We start from the raw sequence: 19963 nt of genomic DNA, 5'->3' as shown, positions 1-19963 counted from the left end.
TTATGCACGGGGTGGACCCGTTGGCCGAGCCCGGTGACGGTTCGGACTCGGGTCGGGGTTCGTCTTCCACAGAGGGTTGACCTTGCGGACACCCACTGGTTACAACGTTGGAATCCGTCGCCGTCGCGGTGTGCCGCAGGGTCTGCGCGCCACCCGCGGTGCCTCATACGCCTGCCTCTTGAGAGGTCACCCATGCCCGAGCCCCGAAGCGGCCCGCGCCAGCACCCCGGCCGCCGGGCCGTCCTGACCACCGCGGCCGCCGGTGTCGGCGCCGCACTGGCCGGCACGCTGTCCGGCTGTTCCACCGCGAGCGGCGGCACGTCGCGCGGTGTCACCCTCCGGTTCTCCTGGTGGGGCAACGACGACCGTGCCGCGCGCACCGAGAAGGCGGTGCGCCTCTTCGAGAAGGAGCACCCCGGCGTCACCGTCCGCACGTCGAACGGCGAGTTCGGCGCGTATCTGCAGAAGCTGGCGACGCAGGCCGCGGGCGGGGGCATCCCCGACGTGGTGCAGCTCGACTACCGGCAGGTGTCCCAGTACGCCGGTGGTGACGCGCTGCTGCCGCTGGCCGACGCCATCAAGGACGGCACGATCTCCACGTCCGACATGGACCGCGACTTCCTGCGCACCGGCACGTACAAGGGCGGCCAGTACGCGCTGCCGATGGGCCGCGGCATCACCGGTTTCGCCTACGATTCCGCGATCTTCAAGAAGGCCCGTATCGCGACGCCGCAGCCCGACTGGACCTGGCAGGACTGGGCGGAGGCCAACCGGAAGGTGACCGCGCTCGGCCTCAAGTCCCCCGACGGCCGCACGGTGCGCGGTTCCAACGACGGCGGCGGCAACGAGGACATCTTCGAGGACTGGCTGCGCAGCCGCGGCGGAAAGCTCTACAAGAGCCAGACCGAACTCGCCTTCACCGAGGACGACCTCACCGAGTTCTGGACGTTCTACGACCGCCTCCGCAAGGACGGTGTCATCGCCGAACCGCGGGACACCGTGCAGGCCACGAACACCGAGATGTGCCCGATGGGCCGCCATCTCGCCGCGTCCGACTTCACGTGGGACGCGCCCTTCCCCGGCTATGTCGACCTGCTCGGCGAGCAGGTGCACTACGCGCCGGTGCCCACGGCGGACGGCCGGCAGGGCGCGTACTTCAAGCCGAGCATGCTGATCGGCATCGGCGCGCACACCCAGCACCCCAAGGAGGCCGCCCAGTTGGTGGACTTCCTGCTCAACGACCGGCGGGCGGGCGACATCCTGGGGTTCTCCCGCTCCACCCCGCCCAACCGGACGATCGCGGACCGCGTCGGCCGGACGCTCGAGGGCGCCGAGCTGGAGATCTTCCGGTACGCGCGGAAGATGGAGAAGTACGGCCTCGACGCACCGCCGACCGCGCCGCCGCCCGCCGACCTGGCGATCCAGCCCACCTTCACCCGCGTGCACCAGCGCATGATCTACGGCAGGGCCACGCCCCGGCAGGCCGCGCGCGAACTCATCGACGAGGCCAACAAGGAGCTGAGGTCATGAGCGCACTCACCACCAAGGCGCCCGCCCCCGCACACCCGGACCCCGAACGGCCCCCGTCGGACAAGCGGGCCCGTCGCGTACGCGAGAAGCAGTGGCCCGCCTACGTGTTCCTGTCGCCGTGGATGATCGGCGCGGTCGTCCTGACGCTCGTCCCGATGGCGGTGTCGCTGTACCTGTCGTTCACGGACTACAACCTGTTCGACCCGCCGAAGTGGATCGGCCTGCGCAACTACACCGACATGCTCACCGACGACCCCCGCTACTGGCGTTCGGTGGGCACGACGATGCTGTACGTCGTCGTGGCCGTCCCGTTGAAGCTCGGGCTCGCGCTCGGCGTGGCGATGCTCCTGAAGAACCTCGGCCGGGGCCGGGCCTTCTACCGCTCCGCGTTCTACGCGCCGTCGCTGCTCGGCGCGAGCATGTCCATCGCGCTGGTGTGGCGTGCGCTGTTCAACGACGGCGGAACCGTCTCCCGTGGCCTCGACGCGATCGGCATCCACACGGGCGGCTGGGTCGGCAACGCCGATCTGTCGGTGTTCGTCATCGTCCTTTTGACGGTGTGGCAGTTCGGCGCACCGATGGTGATCTTCCTGGCGGGTCTTCAGCAGATATCGCCGGACCTGTACGAGGCCGCCGCGCTCGACGGGGCGGGCCGCTGGCGGCAGTTCGTGTCGGTGACCGTGCCGATGCTGTCCCCGGTCGTCTTCTTCAACCTGGTCCTCGAAGTCATCAACTCCTTCCAGGTGTTCACCCCCGCGTTCGCCGTCAGCGGCGGCGAGGGCGGCCCGGCGGACTCCACGCTGTTCTACACGCTGTACCTGTACGAGCGCGGCTTCACGGCCTCGCACATGGGCTACGCCTCGGCGATGGCCTGGCTGCTGCTGATCGCCGTCGGCGTGGTCACCCTGATCCTGTTCCGGACGTCCCGGTCCTGGGTCTTCTACGCCGACGAGGAGGGCCGATGAACATCGCCGCGAAGCGGTGGCTGCCGCACACCATCGCCGCCGTGTGCCTGCTGGTACTGCTGTACCCGCTGGCCTGGCTGCTCGCCACGTCGCTCAAGCCCGCCGACGAGGTCATCGCCAGCCTCGACCTGTGGCCCAGTCACCTGGAGTGGGGCAACTACACGACCGCCCTCGAAGGGGTGTCGGGCGTCCCGGTGAGCCGGCTGCTCGGCAACACCCTGCTGATCTCCGGCGGCGCCGTCCTCGGCAACGTACTGTCGTGCTCGCTGGCCGCGTACGCCTTCGCCCGGCTGCGGTTCCGGCTGAGCAAGCCGATGTTCGGCTTCATGGTGGCGACGCTGATGCTTCCGCACCACGTCGTGCTGATCCCGCAGTACATCATCTTCAACCGGCTCGGTCTCACGGACACCTTCTGGCCGCTGATCCTGCCGAAGTTCCTCGCCACCGAGGCGTTCTTCGTCTTCCTCATCGTGCAGTTCATGCGGGGGCTTCCGCGGGAGCTGGAGGAGTCGGCGCGGATCGACGGCTGCGGGCCCTTCCGCACCTACTGGGCGATCACGCTGCCGCTCAGCCGCCCCGCGCTGATCACCACCGCCATCTTCACGTTCATCTGGACGTGGAACGACTTCTTCACGCAGATGATCTACCTGTTCTCGCCGGAGAAGTCGACGATCACCCTCGCCCTGCGCAGCTTCGTCGACCAGGGCAGCACCTCCGCCTACGGGCCCATGTTCGCGATGTCGGTGATCTCCGTCGTGCCGATCGTGCTGTTCTTCTTCGTCTTCCAGCGCTATCTCGTGCAGGGCATGGCCACCTCCGGACTGAAGGGCTGAGCCGTCATGACGCACGCACCCCTCGCGCCGCGCGGCGCGGGACAGCAACGCCGGGAGCCCGGCGAGGTGTTCGGCGGCGGCTTCTCGCTCTTCGCCGACATGCTCCTTGTCGGCCTGCTCACCAGCGTCGCCTGCCTGCCCGTCGTCACGGCGCCGGCCGCCTTCTCGGCGGCGTCGGCGACCCTGCGGGGCACGGCCCACAGCGGCGTACAGATCAGTGTCCGCGGATACGTCGGGGAGCTGCGCGCACGCCTGGCGCGGCGTACCCTGCTCGCCGGGCTCGTGCCGCCGCTGCTCGGTGTGCTCCTGCTGCTGGACAGCCGGCTGCTCGGCACCTCGATGCCGGGAGCGAAGCTCCTCGCGCCCGCTCTCCTGCTGCTCGCCCTGGGGGCAGCGGTCGTGGGGCTGCGGGCCACGGCTCTGAAGGCGCCGCACCGGCTGTCCGCGCGTGAGGGGCTCGTCCGCTCGCTCGCCGATCCGCGCGGCAGTCTGCTGCTCGCGGGCGCCGTCGTCCTGGCCGTGCTGCTCGCGTGGGCGATGCCAATGCTCGTCCCGCTGCTGCCGGGACCGCTGGCGTTCGCCGCGACGGCCGTCGACCTGCGCCACTCCCCCGCGGCACGGCCTGCGCCCTGATCCCATGCACCGACCCGAACAGCGCACCACACCACCGGAGTTCTCCTTGTCCCACACCCACCTCGACGTCGCAGGACACCCCCGGCCGCAGCTCGTCCGGGACCCGGACTGGCGCGACCTGAGCGGGCCCTGGCGGTTCGCCCACGACGACGCGGGCCGCGGCCGCGCGGAGCGCTGGATGGATCCGGACGTCACCGCACCGTTCACCGGCGACGTGACCGTGCCCTACCCGCCCGAGTCCGCGGCGTCCGGGGTGCACGACTCCGGCTTCCACCCGGTGCTCTGGTACCGGCGCACGATCGACGTGACCCGGCCCGCGGCGGGCCGCCGTCTGCTGCTGCACTTCGGCGCGGTCGACCACCGCGCGGAGGTCTGGCTCGACGGCCGCCTCGTCGGCCGGCACGAGGGCGGTCACACCGGGTTCTCCTGCGACCTCACGGACGTGCTCGACCGGGACGGCGAGCATGTGCTCGTGGTGCGCGCGGAGGACCAGCCGCTCGACGTCACGCAGCCGCGCGGAAAGCAGGACTGGCGCCGGGACCCGCACGTCATCTGGTACCACCGCACGTCGGGGATCTGGCAGCCGGTGTGGCTCGAGGAGGTGCCCGATCTGCACGTGACGACGCTGCACTGGACGCCGGACGTCGCGAACGCCCGCGTACGGTGCCGGGTGCGCCTGAGCCAGTGGCCCGCCGCGCCCGTGACAGTGTCGGTGCGGCTCTCCCTCGGCGGTCGGGTCCTCGCCGACCAGCGGACCCTCACCGAAGGCCAGGAGACGACGTTCGACGTCGCGGTGCCCGCGCTGCGGCACGGCCAGGACCTCGACGACCTGCTGTGGAGCCCGGACCGACCGCACCTCGTGGACGCGGCGGTCGACGTGGCCGACGCGGCGGACGGCAAGCCCGTCGACCGTGTCTCCTCGTACCTGGGGCTGCGCGACATCGGCTGGGACGACGGGCTCTTCCTCCTCAACCACAAGCCGTACTTTCTGCGGCTCGCGCTCCAGCAGGGCTACTGGCCCGGCTCGCACCTCGCGGCGTCGGCGGACGAGCTGCGCCGGGAGGCCGAACTCGCGAAAGAGATCGGCCTCAACGGCGTACGGATCCACCAGAAGATCGAGGACCCGCGCTTCCTTTACTGGGCCGACCGGCTCGGACTGCTCGTGTGGGCAGAGATGCCGTCGGCGTACGCGTTCGGCACGACCACTGTCGAGCGGGTCGTCGCCGAGTGGACCGAGGCGATCTCGCGCGATCTGAGCCACCCCTCGATCGTCGCCTGGATTCCCCTCAACGAGTCGTGGGGCGTGCCCCATCCGGCGCTCGTCCCCGAGCAGCGCCACTTCATGGACGCCCTGTACCACCTGACGAAGGCCCTGGACCCGTCGCGGCCCGCCGTCTCCAACGACGGCTGGGAGATCTCCGCCGGAGACCTGTGGGGCGTGCACGACTACACGCAGAGCGCCGATACGTTGCGCGAACGCTACGGCCACCCGTCGCTGCGCCGCGGCGAGTTCCCCGAGCAGTGGCCGGGCGTGCGGCGCCTCACCCTGAGCGGTGTGCGCCACCAGGGGCAGCCGGTCGTCCTCAGCGAGTTCGGCGGCGCCACCTTCGAACCCGCCGAGGGCGCGCAGTGGTTCGGCTACGACACCGTCGCCACGGAGAAGGACTTCGCCGAACGCCTCGCCTCCCTGGTGGGGGCGGCGGTGGACTCGGGGCTCGCCGGATTCTGCTACACCCAATTCACCGACACCGAGCAGGAGATCAACGGCCTGCTGACGGCGGACCGCGAGCCCAAGCTCCCCGTGCCCGAACTCCGCGCGATCCTCACCCGGACCCGCGGCTGACCCCGGCGAGGCCTTGTGCGTGCCCGCGAACGAGACACCGTCCGCGGGCGCGCCCCCGTCACCACACCCTCCTCACCGGCCCGTTGACGCCCACGGTCCGGGGATCGAATACTGAGCCCCCTCTCCACCTGACAACGTTGTCTCGTGATTCGCGAAAGAGGTCCTGCCCATGTCGCACCACCTCCCGCAGCTCCATCGCCGAAGGTTTCTGCAGGCCGTCGGCCTGACGGGGGCCATGGCCGCGCTCCCTTCCCTCACCGGTACGAACCCGGCGCAGGCGGCGGACCGTTCGACCGCTCCCCCGGACGACATCGCGGCCACGTACTACCGGGTGCTGCTCGACCACACCCGGTGGTCCGAGACGCAGTGGGACGCGGCGCAGGGCCACTACACGGCCAAGGACTTCGGGTTCGCCGTCGTCCTCGGCAACGCCGTCCTGCTGACGCAGGGCACGTACGACGCCGGGCGGGCCGGTGTCGACCGGGACACCCTCAAGGCGCGCACGCTCGCCACCATCCGGCACTTCGCGGCGTCGAACCGGCTCACGGGCGGCAGCGAGTGGGGCCGCAAGCTGTTCTTCGACACCACCTTCCAGTCGTACTTCGTGCTGGCCGCGCGCCTGCTGTGGGACGAGCTCGACGACACGACGCGCGACCGCGTCGACACCATCACGCGTGAACAGGCCGCGTACACGACCTCCTTGGGCACGGGCGACGACCCGGACTCGGGCGACTGGACGCCGAACGGGCTCAAGGGCGGGCACGTCGGTGACACCAAGCTGGAGGAGATGGGCCTGTACGCGCAGACCCTGGCGCCCGCCCTGGCCTGGGCCCCGGACGATCCGCGCCGCCCCGACTGGGAGTCCGGCTACGGCACCTGGTCGCGCAATGAGGCGGGGCTTCCGCCGGCCGACCTGGCCAACCCCGCGAAGGTCGACGGCGTGCGCGTGTCCCGCAACACCGCGCGGAACCTGTACGACACGTTCATCGTCGAGAACCACGGCTCCTTCGGCCCGCACTACCAGGAGGAGTTGTGGCGGACCTCCGGGCGGAACGCCGCGCACTTCCTGGCGGCCGGGCGCCCACTGCCCGAGGTGCTGACGCGGCAGCCGAACGCCGGGCCCCTGTGGCGCACGCTCCTCGGTGTCATGAGCGATGCCGGTGAACCATTGATGCCGATGGTGAACGACCGTGAGCACCTGTACGGCCGTGATGTCGTCCCGCTCGCGTTCTTCGCGCAGGTGGTGGGCGACCGGGCGGCGGCGCGGGCCGAACAGGCGCTGGCCGAGCGGTTGGAGGCGTACCAGAAGTATCCGCCGGAGCACCGCCTGGCCAAGTTCTCCGGCGAGCCCAAGTACGAGCCGGAGGCCCGCGCCGAGCTGGCCATCAGCTATCTGCTGCACGTGTGGGTGGCCGGGGAGGGACGCGAGCCGGTCCGCCCGTACTCGCAGGAGGAACTGTTCGCGCACGCGTCCGGCGTCACGGACTTCGGCACCGGTCCCGGCCTCGTCTCGCACCAGACGCGGGCCGCGTGGGCGGGCGCCGTCAGCAAGCCGGGGTTCGTGAAGTTCGCCTGGCAGCCGGCGCACGACGACTGGCTGTTCAAGTTGAGCGGCGCCACCCCGATGTTCCTGCCGTCGGCCAAGGGCAAGGTCGCGCACCGGTCGGTGCGCCTGTACGAGTCCCTGCGCGACGGTTTCGACGGCAGCGCGAGCGTGTTCCGCCTCGACGGCGGCTACGCGGGGTTCGCGACGCTGCCCACGGGCTCGGTCGTCTACGCGAGCACCGGAAACGGCGCCGGCGAGGGCCACTTGGAGGTGCACAACCTGACGATGCCGGGCATGGCGGGCCTCGACGGTACGCGGACGTACCGCTTCGAGGAGGGAAGTGTCTCGGTGCGGGCGCGGGACGGGTCCGGCTCCCCGGCGGGGCGCGTGGACCAGGTGGACGTGGCGCGCAGCGCCGTCCGGCACGTCCGGATGCTCGGGGTCGAGCCCGATCCGACGTACGGCTACTCGCTGTACGCCCTGGAGGTGCGGGACGGCGCCGACGGGACGGATCTCGCGCGGGGCGGGACGGCGACCGCCTCGTCGAGCGCGACCGGCAACGGGCCCGGCCTCGCCGTCGACGGTGACCTCACCACGCGGTGGGCGGTCTCCAAGGCCGACCGTCCGCGCGCCGACAGCTGGCTCGCCGTGGACCTCGGCGCCGCGCACGACATCGACCGGGTCACACTGCGCTGGGAAGCCGCCGCGGGCCGCGCCTACCGCGTCCAGGGATCGGCGGACGGCGAAACATGGGCGGACCTCGCCACCTGGCCGCGGCCCGACGTGAGCAGCAAGGGCAGGTGGCTCGACATCGACGGCCGCGCCGGGCTCGTGGTACGCAGCGGGAAGCATCCGATCGCGGTGTACGGCGACACGGTGGTGGCGGCCGACGGCCCCGCGGCGCCCGTCGTGGTCGAGGGCTTCGCGGGATCGTCGGCGGGCGCGTTGCGCGCGCTGGCCCGCGGCGCCTCTCCGAAGGCGGCGTCGGACAGCGTTCGAGCGGCGCTCACCGATGGCCACTTGAGCCTGTTCAATCTGTCGGGCGAGCGGGTCACCACCACGGTCGAGGTCCCGCGGTCCGGTGACCGGTGTGCGGTCTTCGAGGGGGACCAGACCCTGACCGACGGCGGTGTCACCTACCGTGCGGACCTCGACGCGGCCGGGGCCGTGCTGCTCGCTCCCCGGTTCACACTGACCCCGCTGTCCGGCGACCGACTGCCCGCAGGGCTGCGCGTGCGCGTGGTCGACGGGGCCACCCTGCGACTGTCCGGCGCCACGTGTCGCATGCGGGTGGCGGCGCAGGGCCGCAGTGCGGTGGCCTCGGTGTCCCGTGCCCGGGAGACGACGCTGCACCTGCCCGGCGCCACCGCCCACCCGTTGGACGACCGCGCGCTCGGCCGGACCGTCTTCCCGACCAGCCCGCTGCCCGAGGGCATGTCCGATCCGGCGGCGGCGGTGGACGGCGACCCCGCCACGTCGTGGCGTCCGGGGCCCGGTGGGCGCCTGGTCGTCGACCTCGGGGCGGAGATCCCGGTCCGCACCGTGGAGGCGCGGTGGACGGCAGGTGGCGCGCCCGTCGCCGAGGTGGAACTCAGCGCCGACGGGCTCGACTACCGGCTCGCGGGCCGCCTCGACGGCAAGCGCCCCGACCGGACGCTGTCGCTCGGCTCCGCGACCGCGCGCTACGTCGCCTTCAAGGTGACCGGGGAACGGGCCACGGACGCCCGGCTGGTCCGGCTGACCGTGCGCTGACCCGCACCGGGCCGGGGCCATCGCGGTGGCCCGCGGCTGACCGGGGCGGTCAGTAGCTCGCGGGGGCGGCGGCCGGCGCGTCCTGCGGGGTCTGCGCCGGTGCCGCCTTCGCCCGGCGCCACGGGCCGCGGAAGAGCAGCGACGCGGGGACGAACACGGCCATGCAGCACGCCGAGACGATCAGCCAGGCCCGCCAGCCGTCGGACGCGACCACCCGCGGCACGGCAAGGAGCACCACCACGCCCATCGCCTTGGTGAGGAAGGTGAAGACACCCCAGGCGGTGCCCTGGAGGCGCGGGTCGATGTCCTCGGCGTTCTCCGAGAAGTTCGCCATCCACGGCCCGTAGGCGCAGCCCATGACGCCGCCGAGGAGTGCTCCGGTGATCGCGACGTGCAGGTGGGACACGTCACCGCGTCCGACGAGACCCGCCAGGTACGCGGTGAGCAGCACACTGCCGACGGTTCCCGCGACGCAGAAGGGCTTGCGCAGTTGCAGTCGGTCGGAGAGGCGTCCCGAGACGACGAGCGTGAGGATGTTCAGCGTCCAGAACGCCGCCATGATCTGCGAGGCCGTCGCGGCGTCGAGGTCGAAGCTCTCGGCGAGCATCGTCTGCCCGTACACGACGAGCGTCACGTACAGCACCAGCCAGGCGGCGATGCCGACGACGTGGGCCCAGATGGCGCGGTGCGCGAACAGGTCGCGGGCGCGGGCCGGTTGCGTGTGGTCCGCCCGGCCGAGGGTCTCCCGCTCGGACTGCACGATGCGGGCGCGCAGTTCCGGTGACAGGTCCGCGATGTTGAAGGCGATCACCACGGAGAGCACGAGGGACACCGCCCCCATGATGACGAACTGCGAGCGCCACGAGTCGTCGAACAGCGGCAGGGTGAGGCTGGCGACGGCGGCGGCGAGGAAGCTCGCGCCGACCGGGCCCCACGTCCAGAACCCGAAGGCCTGCGCCCGGCCCATGCGCGGCGAGAAGTCCCGCACCAGCGGCGCGGTGCCCGCCATGGCCATGCCGTCGACGACCGACAGCACGGCTCTGACGGCGAGGAGCTGGCCCGCCGAGTGGACCGTCGTCATCAGGAAGCAGCAGCCCGCGGTGAGGATCAGCAACGGCACGATGAGCCGGACCCGGCCGACGGTGTCGGTGAGCCGTCCGCCCACCATCGACGCGACCGCCCCGGCGACGAGCGCCAGGGCGGAGACTCCGCCGTACGTCGTCAGCGACATGTCGAGGTCGTCGAGGAGGAGCGGCACCACGGGTGCGATCTGCCCCTCGTAGGACGCGATCAGGACGGCGAGGACCGCCATCGACAGGATGCGCATCCGCTGTCCGGCGTCCGGGTACCGGTCGAGCTCGCGCACCCGGAAGAGTCCGGTGCGCGGGCGCCCGCCGGTCACTCGCCGATCCCGCCGAGTCGTACGTGCCCCTTGATGAGGTTGCGGGCGATGGTGCGCTTCTGGATCTCGTCGGTGCCCTCGAAGATGCGCAGCAGCCGCAGCTCGCGGTACCAGCGTTCGATGGGCAGCTCCTTGGTGTAGCCCATGCCGCCGTGGATCTGCAGGACGCGGTCGACGACCTGGTTGGCCATCACCGCGCCGTTGAGCTTGGCGATGGACGAGGCGTGCCGGGCGTCGAGCCCCTGCTGCGCCCGCCAGGCCGCGTACAGGGTGAGCCACTTCGCGGACTCGATCTCCACCTGCGAGTCGGCTATGTGCCACTGGATCGCCTGGTAGTCGGCGATGGGCCGGCCCATGGAGTGCCGCTGGCGGGCGTAGTCGACGCCCATCTGGAGCATGCGTTCGGCGGAGCCGATGGCGCGTGCGGGAATGAGGTAGCGGCCCTGACCGATCCACTCCATCGCGAGCTGGAAGCCCTTGCCGACCTCACCGAGGACGTTGCGGCCGGGGACGCGCACCTCGTCGAAGACGAGGGAGGCCGGGCCCCACTGCCCCATGGTCTCGATCGGTTCGGACTTCCAGCCCATGTCCCGGTCGACGAGGAAGCAGGTGACGCCGCCGTCGGCGCCCCTGTCCGGGTCGGTGACCGCGAACACCATCACGAAGTCGGCCTCGTTGCCCCCGGTGATGAAGGTCTTCTCGCCGGTGATCAGCCAGTCGTCTCCGTCACGGACGGCGCGGCTGCGGATGTTGCGGGCGTCGGAGCCGGCACCCGGCTCGGTGATGGCGAAGCAGGAGCGGCGCTCGCCCTCGATGGTGGGCAGCAGGTACTCCCGCTTCTGCGCGTCGTCGCAGGCGTAGAGGATGTTGTCGGCGCCGCCGCCGAAGCTGAACGGGACGAAGGTCCGGCCGGTCTCCATGGCGATGATCGCGGACATGACGGCGCCGAGGTTCATCCCGCCGTACTCCTCGGGGGTGTTGACACCCCAGAAGCCCGCTCTGCGGGCCTTGGCGCGGAGTTCGGCGACGGTATCGGGATCGATGCCGCGCCGTCCGGCCCGTTCACGGCGCAGCACGTCCTGCTCGAGCGGCATCACCTCTTTGGTGACGAAGGCGCGGACGGTGTCCCTGATCTGGCGTTCCTCGGTGGAGAGCGAGAAGTCGACCACGGCAGTGCCTCCTCGGGCCCGATGACGAGAATCCTGGAACGGGAATCTAGGAATGAGTTCAAGTTGCCTGCGGCCCGGCGATCGGTCAAGAGGTCGGAACGAGTTCAACCGGCCTGCTGGCGCGGGGAATTGAGTGATCCTAAAATGCGGTTCGGTACGGCGGCGGGGCAGCGGGACAGCGAGTGCGCAAGGGGTGACGGCCGATGGCACGGAAGGCGGAGCGACTCTCGGCCAAGGAGAACGCCTGGCAGTGGAGTCGCACGGAACAGACCCGGCGCACGCTGCTCGACGCCGCCCGCGAGGTCTTCTGCGAGCAGGGGTTCACCGACACGGCGATCGTCGCGGTGGTGCGCAGGGCCGGATCGAGTGTCGGCAGCCTCTACCACCACTTCGGCGGCAAGACGGAGCTGTTCGTCGCGCTGTGGGAGGACTACGAGAACGAGCGCGAACGCGAGGCGGCGGAGGCGGTGGCCGCGGCGCGGGCGGCGGGCGAGACGGATCCGCTGGAGCTGTTCCTCGTCGGCACCCGCAGCTTCCTGGAGGGCTGCTGGCGGCGGCGCGACCTGATCGAACTGTGGATGGACGGCGACGGGCCGCCCGGCTTCGAGCTGATGCGCAGGGCGCGCGGTCGCGAGTGGATCCGGCAGAACGCGGTGCTGCTCGAAGCGGGCAGCGAGCCCGTGGACCGGCTGGTGGTCGGCGTTCTCACGGCCGTCATCGGCGAGGCGGGCCGGGAGATCGGCACGTGTGCGCGCAAGCGGGACGCCGACGAGATCTGCCGGGCCACGCTCGCGCTCATCCGGAGGCTGGATCCGGTGGACATCGAACCGCTCCGGGCACCCCGGCCCCGTACGCACTGACGCACTGACGCACTGACGCACTGACGCACCCACTCAGCCAGGCACTTGAAGGCCATGCACTGCAAGGCCGTGCACTTGAAGGGAACACACGTGGCACAGACCGAGGACGAGGCGCCCTACTTCACCCGGAGCGCGGACACCGCGGCCACTGGGGACACCGGGGACACCGGGGACACCACGGAGACCTTCGTGCCCGAGGCGCACGCGCGCGGCTGGTGGGCGCCCGACACAGTGCACGGGCGGCTCCTGGGCGGACTCGCCGCGCGGGCGCTGGAGCGCGAACACGCCGAGGAGGGGCTGCACTTCGCCCGGCTCACCGTCGATCTGTTCCGCACCGCGCGCTTCGCCCCGGTCGATGTCACCACGGAACGGGTCCGCGACGGGCGGCGGATCCGCGTGGCCGACGCCGTGGTGCGCGGCGGCGACGGGAAGGCGGTGGCGCGGGCAAGCGCCGTGCTGCTGCGCACCAGTACACCGCCGCCGGGGCACATTCCGGCGACCGGTCCGTGGGACGCGCCCTCGGCGCAGGAGATGCTGGCCCCGCACGGGCGCACCCAGTTCCTGCGCTTCGACGAGGAGCTGCGGCCGGTCCGGGAGTGGAGCGGCGATCAGCGGCGGCGGTCCTGGATGCGCGACGCCCGGCCGTTGGTCGGCGGGGAGGCGCTGTCCCCGCTCGTACGGGCCGCGCTGGCCGCCGACACCGCCAGTCCGCTCGCCCACGCGGGCGACGACGGGCTGCGCTACATCAACGCCGACTACACCCTGTCCCTGAGCCGGCTCCCGCTCAGCGACGAGATCGGCCTGGAAGCCACGGCGCACACGGCCGAGGACGGGATCGCCGTGGGGCAGTGCACGCTGTACGACGCGGCGGGTCCGATCGGCTACTGCACGACGACGGCGCTCGCCAACCCGGCGCCGGAGCGCTGACCCGCTACAGGGCCTGCACCTCCCCGTACGAAAGGGTCTCGGCAGTGGGCCGCCGCCCTTCGCGGATCGCACGCGCGGCAGCCACGGCCTCGCCGAGCGCCGTGCGGTAGAGCAGCGAGCCGAGGCTGACCCGGCGCACACCCAGTGCGCCCAGCTCGGCGAGGGGCGGGCCGGAGGGCGAGTAGAGGATGTTGAGCGGAAGCTCGAAGCGGCAGGCGAGTTCGCGGATCCGGTCGGGTGCGGTGACCCCCGGCACGAACAGCCCGTCGGCGCCTGCCTGTTGGTAGGCGCCGAGGCGCTTCTCGGTGTCCTCGTGGTCCGTATTCAGCCAGTAGGTGTCGGTGCGAGCGTTGACGAACAGCTCGGGTACGGCCGCCTTGACGGCCTCGATCTTCGCGGCGTGCAGTGCGACGGGGGTGAGGGTGCCGTCGGCGCGCCCGTCCTCGAGGTTGATCCCGGCGGCCCCGGCGTCGCTCACCAGCCGTGCCAGGTGGGCGACTTGCCCGGGCTCGTCACTGAACCCGCCCTCCATGTCGACGCTGAACACAAGGGCCGTGCGTCCGAGTCGGCGGGCCAGGGCCAGGGTGGCATCTGCGGTGGCGCCCGCGCCGTCCGGCAGCCCGGCCGCGGCGGCCACACCGAGGCTGGTGGTACCGACGGCCTCGAATCCGTCGGCGGCGAGGGCCGCGGCCGAGGCGCAGTCCCAGGCGTTCGGCAGGAGCAGCGGCGTGTCCCTCCGGTGCAGGCGGGCGAAGGGGGTGGCGTCGGGGCGGCGCGCCGACAGAGCCCCGGACGCCAGGGCCATGGCGTGGTCCCGCCCGGGGCAGCTCCGCGGCGGCGCTCCGAAGGCGAGAGGCTCGTCGTCGTCCGAGGGGGCGGCGGCCGTGGCGTCGAGGAGGACGAGATCACCGGCGGCGACGGCCGTCGCGCCGACGACGGTGTCGCGTGCGGCGACCCGGCGCAGGGCCCGGACGGGCGGGTCGTCCCGCAGTGTCTCGTGGAGCAGCCGCTCCACCTCGACGGAGCGGTGACGGTCGGCGGACGCGGCGTGCGCGTGCCGCACGAGGGCGGCGGTGGCGTCGCAGGCCTGCACGAGAAGACAGATCCGGGCGGCGACGCCTTCGTACCGGTCGTCCGGCCCGGGCCTGCCGGACTCGGAGGGCCGCCCGGGGCCGTCGGTGATCGGCTGCCGGAGGCTGTCGCCCTGCGGATGCCCCGCGCCGTCGCCGTCCGGCTGCCGAGGACCGGAACCGTGGCTCTGCGGAAATCCGTGTCCTTGAGGCTGAACGCAGCGGCCCGAGGCCGAGGACCGAGGGCTGCCGCCGTCCGGCTGACCGGGGCCGACGCTGTCCTGTCGCTCGAGGGCGCCGGCGCGCGCCTGCGGGAGGGCGGCGTCCTGCGGCTGCCCGGAGCCATCGCCGCGCGACTGCCCGAGGTCGCCGTCCTGCAACTGCCCTGCACCGTCACCCGGCAGCCGGCGAGGGGCGGAAGCGCGCCGCTGCCCCGTGCCGTCGCTCTCTCCCTCCTCCCCCGACGGCGACAGCAGTTCCACGAGACGAGCCACCGCCTCGTCCGCCGACGCGCTCTCGCCGCCGAAGTAACTGGCGGCCACCGTCGTGACCGCGTCCGCCACCGCGCGGGGGTCTCGGTAGCCCAGTGCTTCCGCGAGGGTGTGGACCACGTGGGGTGCCGCGTTGTCGGCGGCCGTCGCGGGCCAGCGGATCGCCGACTGTTTCAGCCGCCGCACGTCCAGGCGGGCGAGTTCGGTCTCCACCAGCGCGCGGCGGCGCGCGTGCGCGGCGCCGGAGCTGAACCGGGGCACGGTGGCCCGCAGCCAGGCCATGGAGGCCCCTGGCCGTCCCTCGGCGGCGGCCGGACGCTCCGGCACCAGGTGCGGGTCGGCCAGTGCCGCCCGCACGTCCTCGTAGCGGCGGATCTCGTGCACGGTTCGGTTCATGCCGTCGACGCTAGGTGCGGGACGCTTCGGGACCGGCCGAACCGTCCCCGCGGCGCAGCGACGCGTCCAGCGCACTCATCAGGTGCGCCACCCGTCCCTTGCCCCGAGGGGCCTCGGGATACCTGCTCAGCACGTCGACGAGGGCCGGGGTTGCGCGGCGCCGGGCCTGTTCGATGTACCGCTCCCCCGCCTGCGGATCGTCGCCCGCGACCAGCTCCGCCACGCGCGCCGCGCAGGCCGCCGCGCGCAGGATGTGACCGACCTGGGTGGCCTTCGCGATCGGGTGGAGATACGCGGCGGAGGCGGCGTCGCCCGCGGCGCGCGCGGCGAGGCACGCGGCTTCGGTGTCCGCCTCCTTGGCGGCCCGGTGCGCGTCGAGCGCGGTGACGCGCTGCAGCCGGGACCGCTTCGCCCCGCCGACGAACTCCCACGCGGCATCGACGGCCGCACGGGGCCTCGGGTCGTCCGGCGCCGCCGCCTCGAACACGGGAAGGACCTGATCGGCGCACTGTACGGCGTACCGGGCGACGGCCCGCAGCTCGTCCATGGTCAGGTCGAAGTCGCCGGTCACCGTGGTCGTCGCCATGGCCCGATCCTCTCACCGCGGCGCGGCCGTCGGCCTTGAGGTGATCTCGTTCAGGACTGCTGTCGGCGGTCCGTCACCCGGCGCAGCAGACGCAGGAATTCCTCCCGTTCCGCCGCCGAGAGCACGTCCAGCATCTGGTCGCTCACGTCGGTGACGCCGGGGGCCAGGCGGGTCACCAGGCGGCGGCCCTCCTCCGTGACGCGCACGACCTTGCGGCGCCGGTCGCGCTCGTCCTTCTCGATCTCCAGCAGGCCGCGTCTGCGCAGCCGCTCGAGGAGCGGCGCCGCGGTCGACTTGTCGAGGTTGGCCTGGGCGCCGAGGGTGCCCTGGTCCATGTCGCCCCGCAGGTCGAGCAGGCTCAGGACGGTGAACTGCGGGCCGGTCAGGTCCTGGTGGACCTGCTCGTACCAGAGCCGCGTGTGCAGCTGGTTGAGCTGGCGGGCGAGCGGCCCGAGCCCGCCGAGTGCGGACTCCAGGGCCTTGGCGTGCGCGCTCTTCCGGGACATCGGACGTCACCCCTCGCTTGATTAGGACGTACACGTACTTTACCGTGAAGCATATAGGACGTGTACGTAATAACTGTGCGTGAAGACGGGGAAGGCCGCGCGTCCGGGCCCTCGCCGCAAGAAAGGGTCGGTCATGACGCAACGCGGCAGCGCGCTCAACTTCCGGGATTTCGTGGCGGAGTTGCTCGACGTGGGCGACGCGGTCGACATCCGCGAACCGGTGAGCCCCACCCTTGAGGTCGGCGCCGTCACGCGGCGCGTCTACGAGACGCGGAGCCCCGCTCCCCTGTTCGGCAACCTCACCGAGGGCGCGCCCGGTCACCGCATTCTCGGCGCGCCCGCCGGTCTCACCGGCCGCGCGGACGGCGCGTACGGACGGCTCGCCGCGCACTTCGGGCTCCCTCGCGGGACCACGCCGCGCGAGCTGCTCGAACGGCTCATCTCCGCGATGCACGCCGATCCCCTCACCCCACGCGTCGTGGCCGAAGGCCCCTGCAAGGAGAACGTGCTGACCGGCGAGGACGTCGACCTGACCCGCTTCCCCGTCCCGCTGCTGCACGCCGAGGACGGCGGACGGTACTTCGGGACGTACGGCTTCCACGTGGTGCGCACACCCGACGGCCGGTGGACGAGCTGGTCGGTCAGCCGCACCATGCTGCACGGGCCGCGCACACTCGTCGGGCCCGCCATGCCGCAGCAGCACCTCGGCATGATCCACCAGATGTGGCGGGAACGCGGCGAGCCCACCCCGTGGGCGATGGTCATCGGGGCCCCGCCCGCCGCACTGGCGGCGGCGGGCATGCCGCTGCCCGCCGAGGTGAACGAGGACGGGTACGTGGGCGCCCTCACCGGCAGCCCCGTCGACGTCGTGCGGACCGAGCTGCACGACCTGCACGTGCCCGCCACCTCCGAGATCGTCCTGGAGGGGTGGATCAGCCCGGACGAGACGGCCGCCGAGGGGCCGATGGGCGAGTACCACGGGTACTCCTTCGCCGGGAGCAAGCAGCAGCCCGTGTTCCACGTGGAGACCGTCACGCATCGCGACGACCCCATCCTGCCGGTGTGCGTGGCGGGCCTCCCGCCAGAGGAGAACCACACCATTTGGGGCACGATGATCTCGGCGACCAGCCTGGACCTGCTGCGTTCCAGCGGGCTGCCCGTCTCCATGGCCTGGTGCTCGTACGAGGCCGCGACCTGCTGGATCGCCGTCGCCGTCGACATCGAGCGGCTGGCCGGGACGGGGATGAGCGAGCGTCAACTGGCCGATACGATCGCCGATGTGCTGTTCAGCTCGCACACCGGGTGGCTCGTCCCGAAGGTGATCCTGGTCGCCGACGACATCGACATCACCGACATCGACCAGTTGGTGTGGGCGATGGCGACGCGCTACCACCCCGGCACCGACGAGTACGTGTATCCGCAGGCGCCGGGCATCCCGATGGTTCCCTACCTCACGCCGGAGGAGGCGCGGGCCGGTCGCGGCGGGAAGGCCGTCATCAGCTGTCTGCTGCCCGCCCAACTGGCCGGTGAGACACCGGGGATCACCGCGTCGTTCCGGAATTCGTACCCGGAGGACATCAGGACCCGGGTCCAGGAGAAGTGGGCGGATTACGGATTCCGTCCCGCAGCCCCTCGGTAGCCCGCACATACGCCCGTACCAGCGGGCGCCGGTCGTCGGCGCGCCAGGCCAGGACGAAGCGGCTGGGCGCGATGCCGGTCACGGGGCGGGTGACGACGCCGCCGAGCGTGACCAGGGGCGCGTTGCCGACCGCCAGCAGGACCACACCCAGTTCCGCGACGAGCGCCTCGTACGTCTCCTCGGTGCTGGCCACCTCCGCGCCGACGACCACGGGCCTGCCGCCACGGGCGTCGGTGGCGAGCCAGTAGTCGCGCAGCGGCCCGGCGCTCTCGGGGAGCGCGAGGAACGGCTCGTCGAGCAGCTCGGCGAAGTCGACGCTCTCCCGGCCGGCCAGCGGGTGCGTCTCCGCCATGGCGACGAGGCGGGGCTCCTCGGCGACCGGCACCCATCGGTAGCGCTCCTGGTCCGGCAGCGGCAGCCAGACGAACGCCACGTCGCTGCTGCCGTCGGCGAGCCCCGCGCTCGCGTCGTCCCAGGACACCTGGCGGACCCGGAGCCGACTGCCGGGGTGTTCGGCGGTGAAGCGGGAGCGGATCGCCGGGAGCACGCCGCCGCGCCCCGGGCTCGAACTCATCCCCACGACGAGCGCAGCCGTCTGCTCGGCCACCACCTTGGCGAGCGTCTCCCGTGCCGCCTCCCACTCGGCGACGATGCTCAGAGCGTGCGGCAGCAGCGCCGCACCGGCCCCGGTCAGCCGGACCTCGCGCCGGTCCCGCTCGAACAGCACGGCGCCGACCTGCTTCTCCAGCATCCTGATCTGCTTGCTCAGCGCGGGCTGCGAGACGTACAGCCGCTCGGCCGCACGCGTGAAATGGAGCTCCTCGGCCACCACGGTGAAGTACCTCAGGTCCCGCCCATGAACGTCCATAACCATCGGCTATCACAGCAGGTCTTAGACGGGCAACTGGCTTTCCCCGCAAGGTGGTTCACAGACGGGCCGCCGACCACGGCGGCTCCCCCGGATCGAGGAGCACACCATGAACAAGGTTTGGCTGGTCACCGGAGCGAGCAGCGGGTTCGGCCGGGCGATCACGGAGGCGGCGGTCGCAGCGGGGGACGTCGTGGTGGCCGCGGCCCGTCGCACCGCGCCGCTCGACGATCTGGTGGCCGCGCACCCGGACCAGGTGGAGACGCTGGCGCTCGATGTCACCGCCGTCGACGACGTGCGGGCCGCGGTCGACGGCGTGGCCGCCCGGCACGGGCGGATCGATGTGCTGGTCAACAACGCGGGGCGCGGCTCGGTGGGGGCGGTCGAGGAGGCCACGGACGCGGAGCTGCGGGACCTGATGGACCTGCACTTCTTCGGTCCGGCCGCGCTGACGCGGGCCGTCCTGCCGCACATGCGCAGCCGCCGCTCGGGCACGATCGTCCAACTCACCAGCATGGGAGGACGGTTCGCGTTCGCCGGGGTCGGCGCCTACTGCGCCACCAAGTTCGCTCTGGAGGGGCTGTCCGAGGCGCTGGCCGCGGAGGTCGCGCCGCTCGGGATCCGGGTGCTGATCGTCGAGCCGGGCGCGTTCCGGACCGGCTTCGCCGGGGCCGCCTCGCTGACCCCGACGTCGACCCTGGACGCGTACCAGGACACCGTGGGTCCCGTCCTGACGGCGCTGCCGGGCGGCAGCGGCCAGGAACCCGGCGATCCGGCCAAGGCCGCGGCCGCGATCCTCACCGCCGTCACCGCCGACGAGGCACCGCTGCGCCTGCCGCTCGGCAACGACGCGGTCGACGCGATCACCGACCACCTCGACCGCGCCCGCACGGAGCTCAACTCCTGGGAGAAGCTCGCCCGTTCCACCGACTTCGACGGGTGACACC

General features: G+C 72.1%; 16 protein-coding genes. 10 read left to right on the top strand and 6 right to left on the bottom strand.

Features of this window, described 5'->3' with window-relative positions:
* Positions 1 to 192: 192 nt before the first annotated feature.
* The 6 genes from ACY34M_RS24345 to ACY34M_RS24320 all read left to right on the top strand — a co-directional run bounded on the left by ACY34M_RS24345 (position 193) and on the right by ACY34M_RS24320 (position 9102).
* Positions 193 to 1530, top strand: a complete 1338-nt coding sequence (locus ACY34M_RS24345; RefSeq protein WP_462720163.1) for an ABC transporter substrate-binding protein — start codon at positions 193 to 195, stop codon at positions 1528 to 1530.
* Entirely contained in the window at positions 1527 to 2495 is a 969-nt protein-coding gene (locus tag ACY34M_RS24340; protein WP_462720162.1) for a carbohydrate ABC transporter permease, read from the top strand. The genes ACY34M_RS24345 and ACY34M_RS24340 overlap by 4 nt, the downstream gene beginning before the upstream one ends.
* Positions 2492 to 3328, top strand: a complete 837-nt coding sequence (locus ACY34M_RS24335) for a carbohydrate ABC transporter permease (RefSeq protein WP_462720161.1) — start codon at positions 2492 to 2494, stop codon at positions 3326 to 3328. Before ACY34M_RS24340 ends, ACY34M_RS24335 begins: the two co-directional genes overlap by 4 nt.
* 6 nt (positions 3329 to 3334) lie before the next feature.
* Entirely contained in the window at positions 3335 to 3961 is a 627-nt protein-coding gene (locus tag ACY34M_RS24330) for a hypothetical protein (protein ID WP_462720160.1), read from the top strand.
* Between the two features lie 4 nt (positions 3962 to 3965).
* Positions 3966 to 5804, top strand: a complete 1839-nt coding sequence (locus tag ACY34M_RS24325) for a glycoside hydrolase family 2 protein (RefSeq protein ID WP_462720159.1) — start codon at positions 3966 to 3968, stop codon at positions 5802 to 5804.
* Between the two features lie 169 nt (positions 5805 to 5973).
* Positions 5974 to 9102, top strand: coding sequence for a discoidin domain-containing protein (locus ACY34M_RS24320; RefSeq protein WP_462720158.1), 3129 nt, complete (start codon positions 5974 to 5976; stop codon positions 9100 to 9102).
* 49 nt (positions 9103 to 9151) lie between these two features.
* On the opposite strand, the gene ACY34M_RS24315 is transcribed toward ACY34M_RS24320, so the two are convergent.
* Both ACY34M_RS24315 and ACY34M_RS24310 read right to left on the bottom strand, forming a co-directional pair.
* A complete protein-coding gene (locus ACY34M_RS24315) occupies positions 9152 to 10504 on the bottom strand; it encodes an MFS transporter (protein WP_462720157.1) in 1353 nt (450 codons plus the stop codon).
* On the bottom strand, positions 10501 to 11673 hold the full coding sequence (locus ACY34M_RS24310; protein WP_462720156.1) for an acyl-CoA dehydrogenase family protein: 1173 nt from the start codon (positions 11671 to 11673) through the stop codon (positions 10501 to 10503). The genes ACY34M_RS24315 and ACY34M_RS24310 overlap by 4 nt, the downstream gene beginning before the upstream one ends.
* A gap of 203 nt (positions 11674 to 11876) precedes the next feature.
* On the opposite strand from ACY34M_RS24310, the gene ACY34M_RS24305 reads away from it, so the two are divergent.
* Entirely contained in the window at positions 11877 to 12533 is a 657-nt protein-coding gene (locus ACY34M_RS24305) for a TetR/AcrR family transcriptional regulator (RefSeq protein WP_462720155.1), read from the top strand.
* Positions 12534 to 12623: 90 nt separating this feature from the next.
* The gene (locus ACY34M_RS24300) at positions 12624 to 13460 is read left to right on the top strand and encodes a thioesterase family protein (RefSeq protein WP_462720154.1); all 837 of its coding nucleotides are present in this window, start codon (positions 12624 to 12626) and stop codon (positions 13458 to 13460) included.
* A 4-nt stretch (positions 13461 to 13464) separates the two neighbouring features.
* Here the strand turns inward: ACY34M_RS24300 and ACY34M_RS24295 are convergent, their stop codons facing one another.
* Genes ACY34M_RS24295 through ACY34M_RS24285 form a run of 3 tightly spaced genes read right to left on the bottom strand, consistent with a single transcriptional unit; the run spans position 13465 to position 16509 of the window.
* Complete coding sequence (locus ACY34M_RS24295; protein ID WP_462720153.1) at positions 13465 to 15417, bottom strand: isocitrate lyase/PEP mutase family protein; 1953 nt, start codon at positions 15415 to 15417, stop codon at positions 13465 to 13467.
* Between the two features lie 10 nt (positions 15418 to 15427).
* Positions 15428 to 16003, bottom strand: a complete 576-nt coding sequence (locus ACY34M_RS24290) for a putative immunity protein (protein WP_462720152.1) — start codon at positions 16001 to 16003, stop codon at positions 15428 to 15430.
* Between the two features lie 50 nt (positions 16004 to 16053).
* Positions 16054 to 16509, bottom strand: a complete 456-nt coding sequence (locus ACY34M_RS24285) for a MarR family transcriptional regulator (protein ID WP_462720151.1) — start codon at positions 16507 to 16509, stop codon at positions 16054 to 16056.
* A gap of 133 nt (positions 16510 to 16642) precedes the next feature.
* Here ACY34M_RS24285 and ACY34M_RS24280 point away from each other — a divergent pair, with 133 nt between their 5' ends.
* Positions 16643 to 18148, top strand: coding sequence for a UbiD family decarboxylase (locus ACY34M_RS24280; RefSeq protein ID WP_462720150.1), 1506 nt, complete (start codon positions 16643 to 16645; stop codon positions 18146 to 18148).
* Here the strand turns inward: ACY34M_RS24280 and ACY34M_RS24275 are convergent.
* On the bottom strand, positions 18087 to 19022 hold the full coding sequence (locus tag ACY34M_RS24275) for a LysR family transcriptional regulator (protein WP_462720149.1): 936 nt from the start codon (positions 19020 to 19022) through the stop codon (positions 18087 to 18089). The two genes, ACY34M_RS24280 and ACY34M_RS24275, sit on opposite strands and share 62 nt — an antisense overlap.
* A 103-nt stretch (positions 19023 to 19125) precedes the next feature.
* Here ACY34M_RS24275 and ACY34M_RS24270 point away from each other — a divergent pair, with 103 nt between their 5' ends.
* Positions 19126 to 19959: an oxidoreductase gene (locus ACY34M_RS24270; RefSeq protein WP_462720148.1), complete on the top strand. Its 834-nt coding sequence runs from the start codon at positions 19126 to 19128 to the stop codon at positions 19957 to 19959.
* The last annotated feature ends 4 nt before the right edge of the window (positions 19960 to 19963 follow it).

Source organism: Streptomyces sp. EDA2-14, assembly GCF_054963755.1.
Note: the sequence above shows the minus strand (reverse complement) of the source record. Positions and strands in the feature narration are given on the sequence as shown.

Excerpts from the sequence above, each read along its gene's own strand:
- ACY34M_RS24345 (WP_462720163.1), top strand. The coding sequence starts at position 193 with ATGCCCGAGCCCCGAAGCGGCCCGCGCCAGCACCCCGGCCGCCGGGCC.
- ACY34M_RS24340 (WP_462720162.1), top strand. The coding sequence starts at position 1,527 with ATGAGCGCACTCACCACCAAGGCGCCCGCCCCCGCACACCCGGACCCC.
- ACY34M_RS24335 (WP_462720161.1), top strand. The coding sequence starts at position 2,492 with ATGAACATCGCCGCGAAGCGGTGGCTGCCGCACACCATCGCCGCCGTG.
- ACY34M_RS24330 (WP_462720160.1), top strand. The coding sequence starts at position 3,335 with ATGACGCACGCACCCCTCGCGCCGCGCGGCGCGGGACAGCAACGCCGG.
- ACY34M_RS24325 (WP_462720159.1), top strand. The coding sequence starts at position 3,966 with ATGCACCGACCCGAACAGCGCACCACACCACCGGAGTTCTCCTTGTCC.
- ACY34M_RS24320 (WP_462720158.1), top strand. The coding sequence starts at position 5,974 with ATGTCGCACCACCTCCCGCAGCTCCATCGCCGAAGGTTTCTGCAGGCC.
- ACY34M_RS24305 (WP_462720155.1), top strand. The coding sequence starts at position 11,877 with ATGGCACGGAAGGCGGAGCGACTCTCGGCCAAGGAGAACGCCTGGCAG.
- ACY34M_RS24295 (WP_462720153.1), bottom strand. The coding sequence starts at position 15,417 with ATGAACCGAACCGTGCACGAGATCCGCCGCTACGAGGACGTGCGGGCG.
- ACY34M_RS24290 (WP_462720152.1), bottom strand. The coding sequence starts at position 16,003 with ATGGCGACGACCACGGTGACCGGCGACTTCGACCTGACCATGGACGAG.
- ACY34M_RS24285 (WP_462720151.1), bottom strand. The coding sequence starts at position 16,509 with ATGTCCCGGAAGAGCGCGCACGCCAAGGCCCTGGAGTCCGCACTCGGC.
- ACY34M_RS24280 (WP_462720150.1), top strand. The coding sequence starts at position 16,643 with ATGACGCAACGCGGCAGCGCGCTCAACTTCCGGGATTTCGTGGCGGAG.
- ACY34M_RS24275 (WP_462720149.1), bottom strand. The coding sequence starts at position 19,022 with ATGGTTATGGACGTTCATGGGCGGGACCTGAGGTACTTCACCGTGGTG.
- ACY34M_RS24270 (WP_462720148.1), top strand. The coding sequence starts at position 19,126 with ATGAACAAGGTTTGGCTGGTCACCGGAGCGAGCAGCGGGTTCGGCCGG.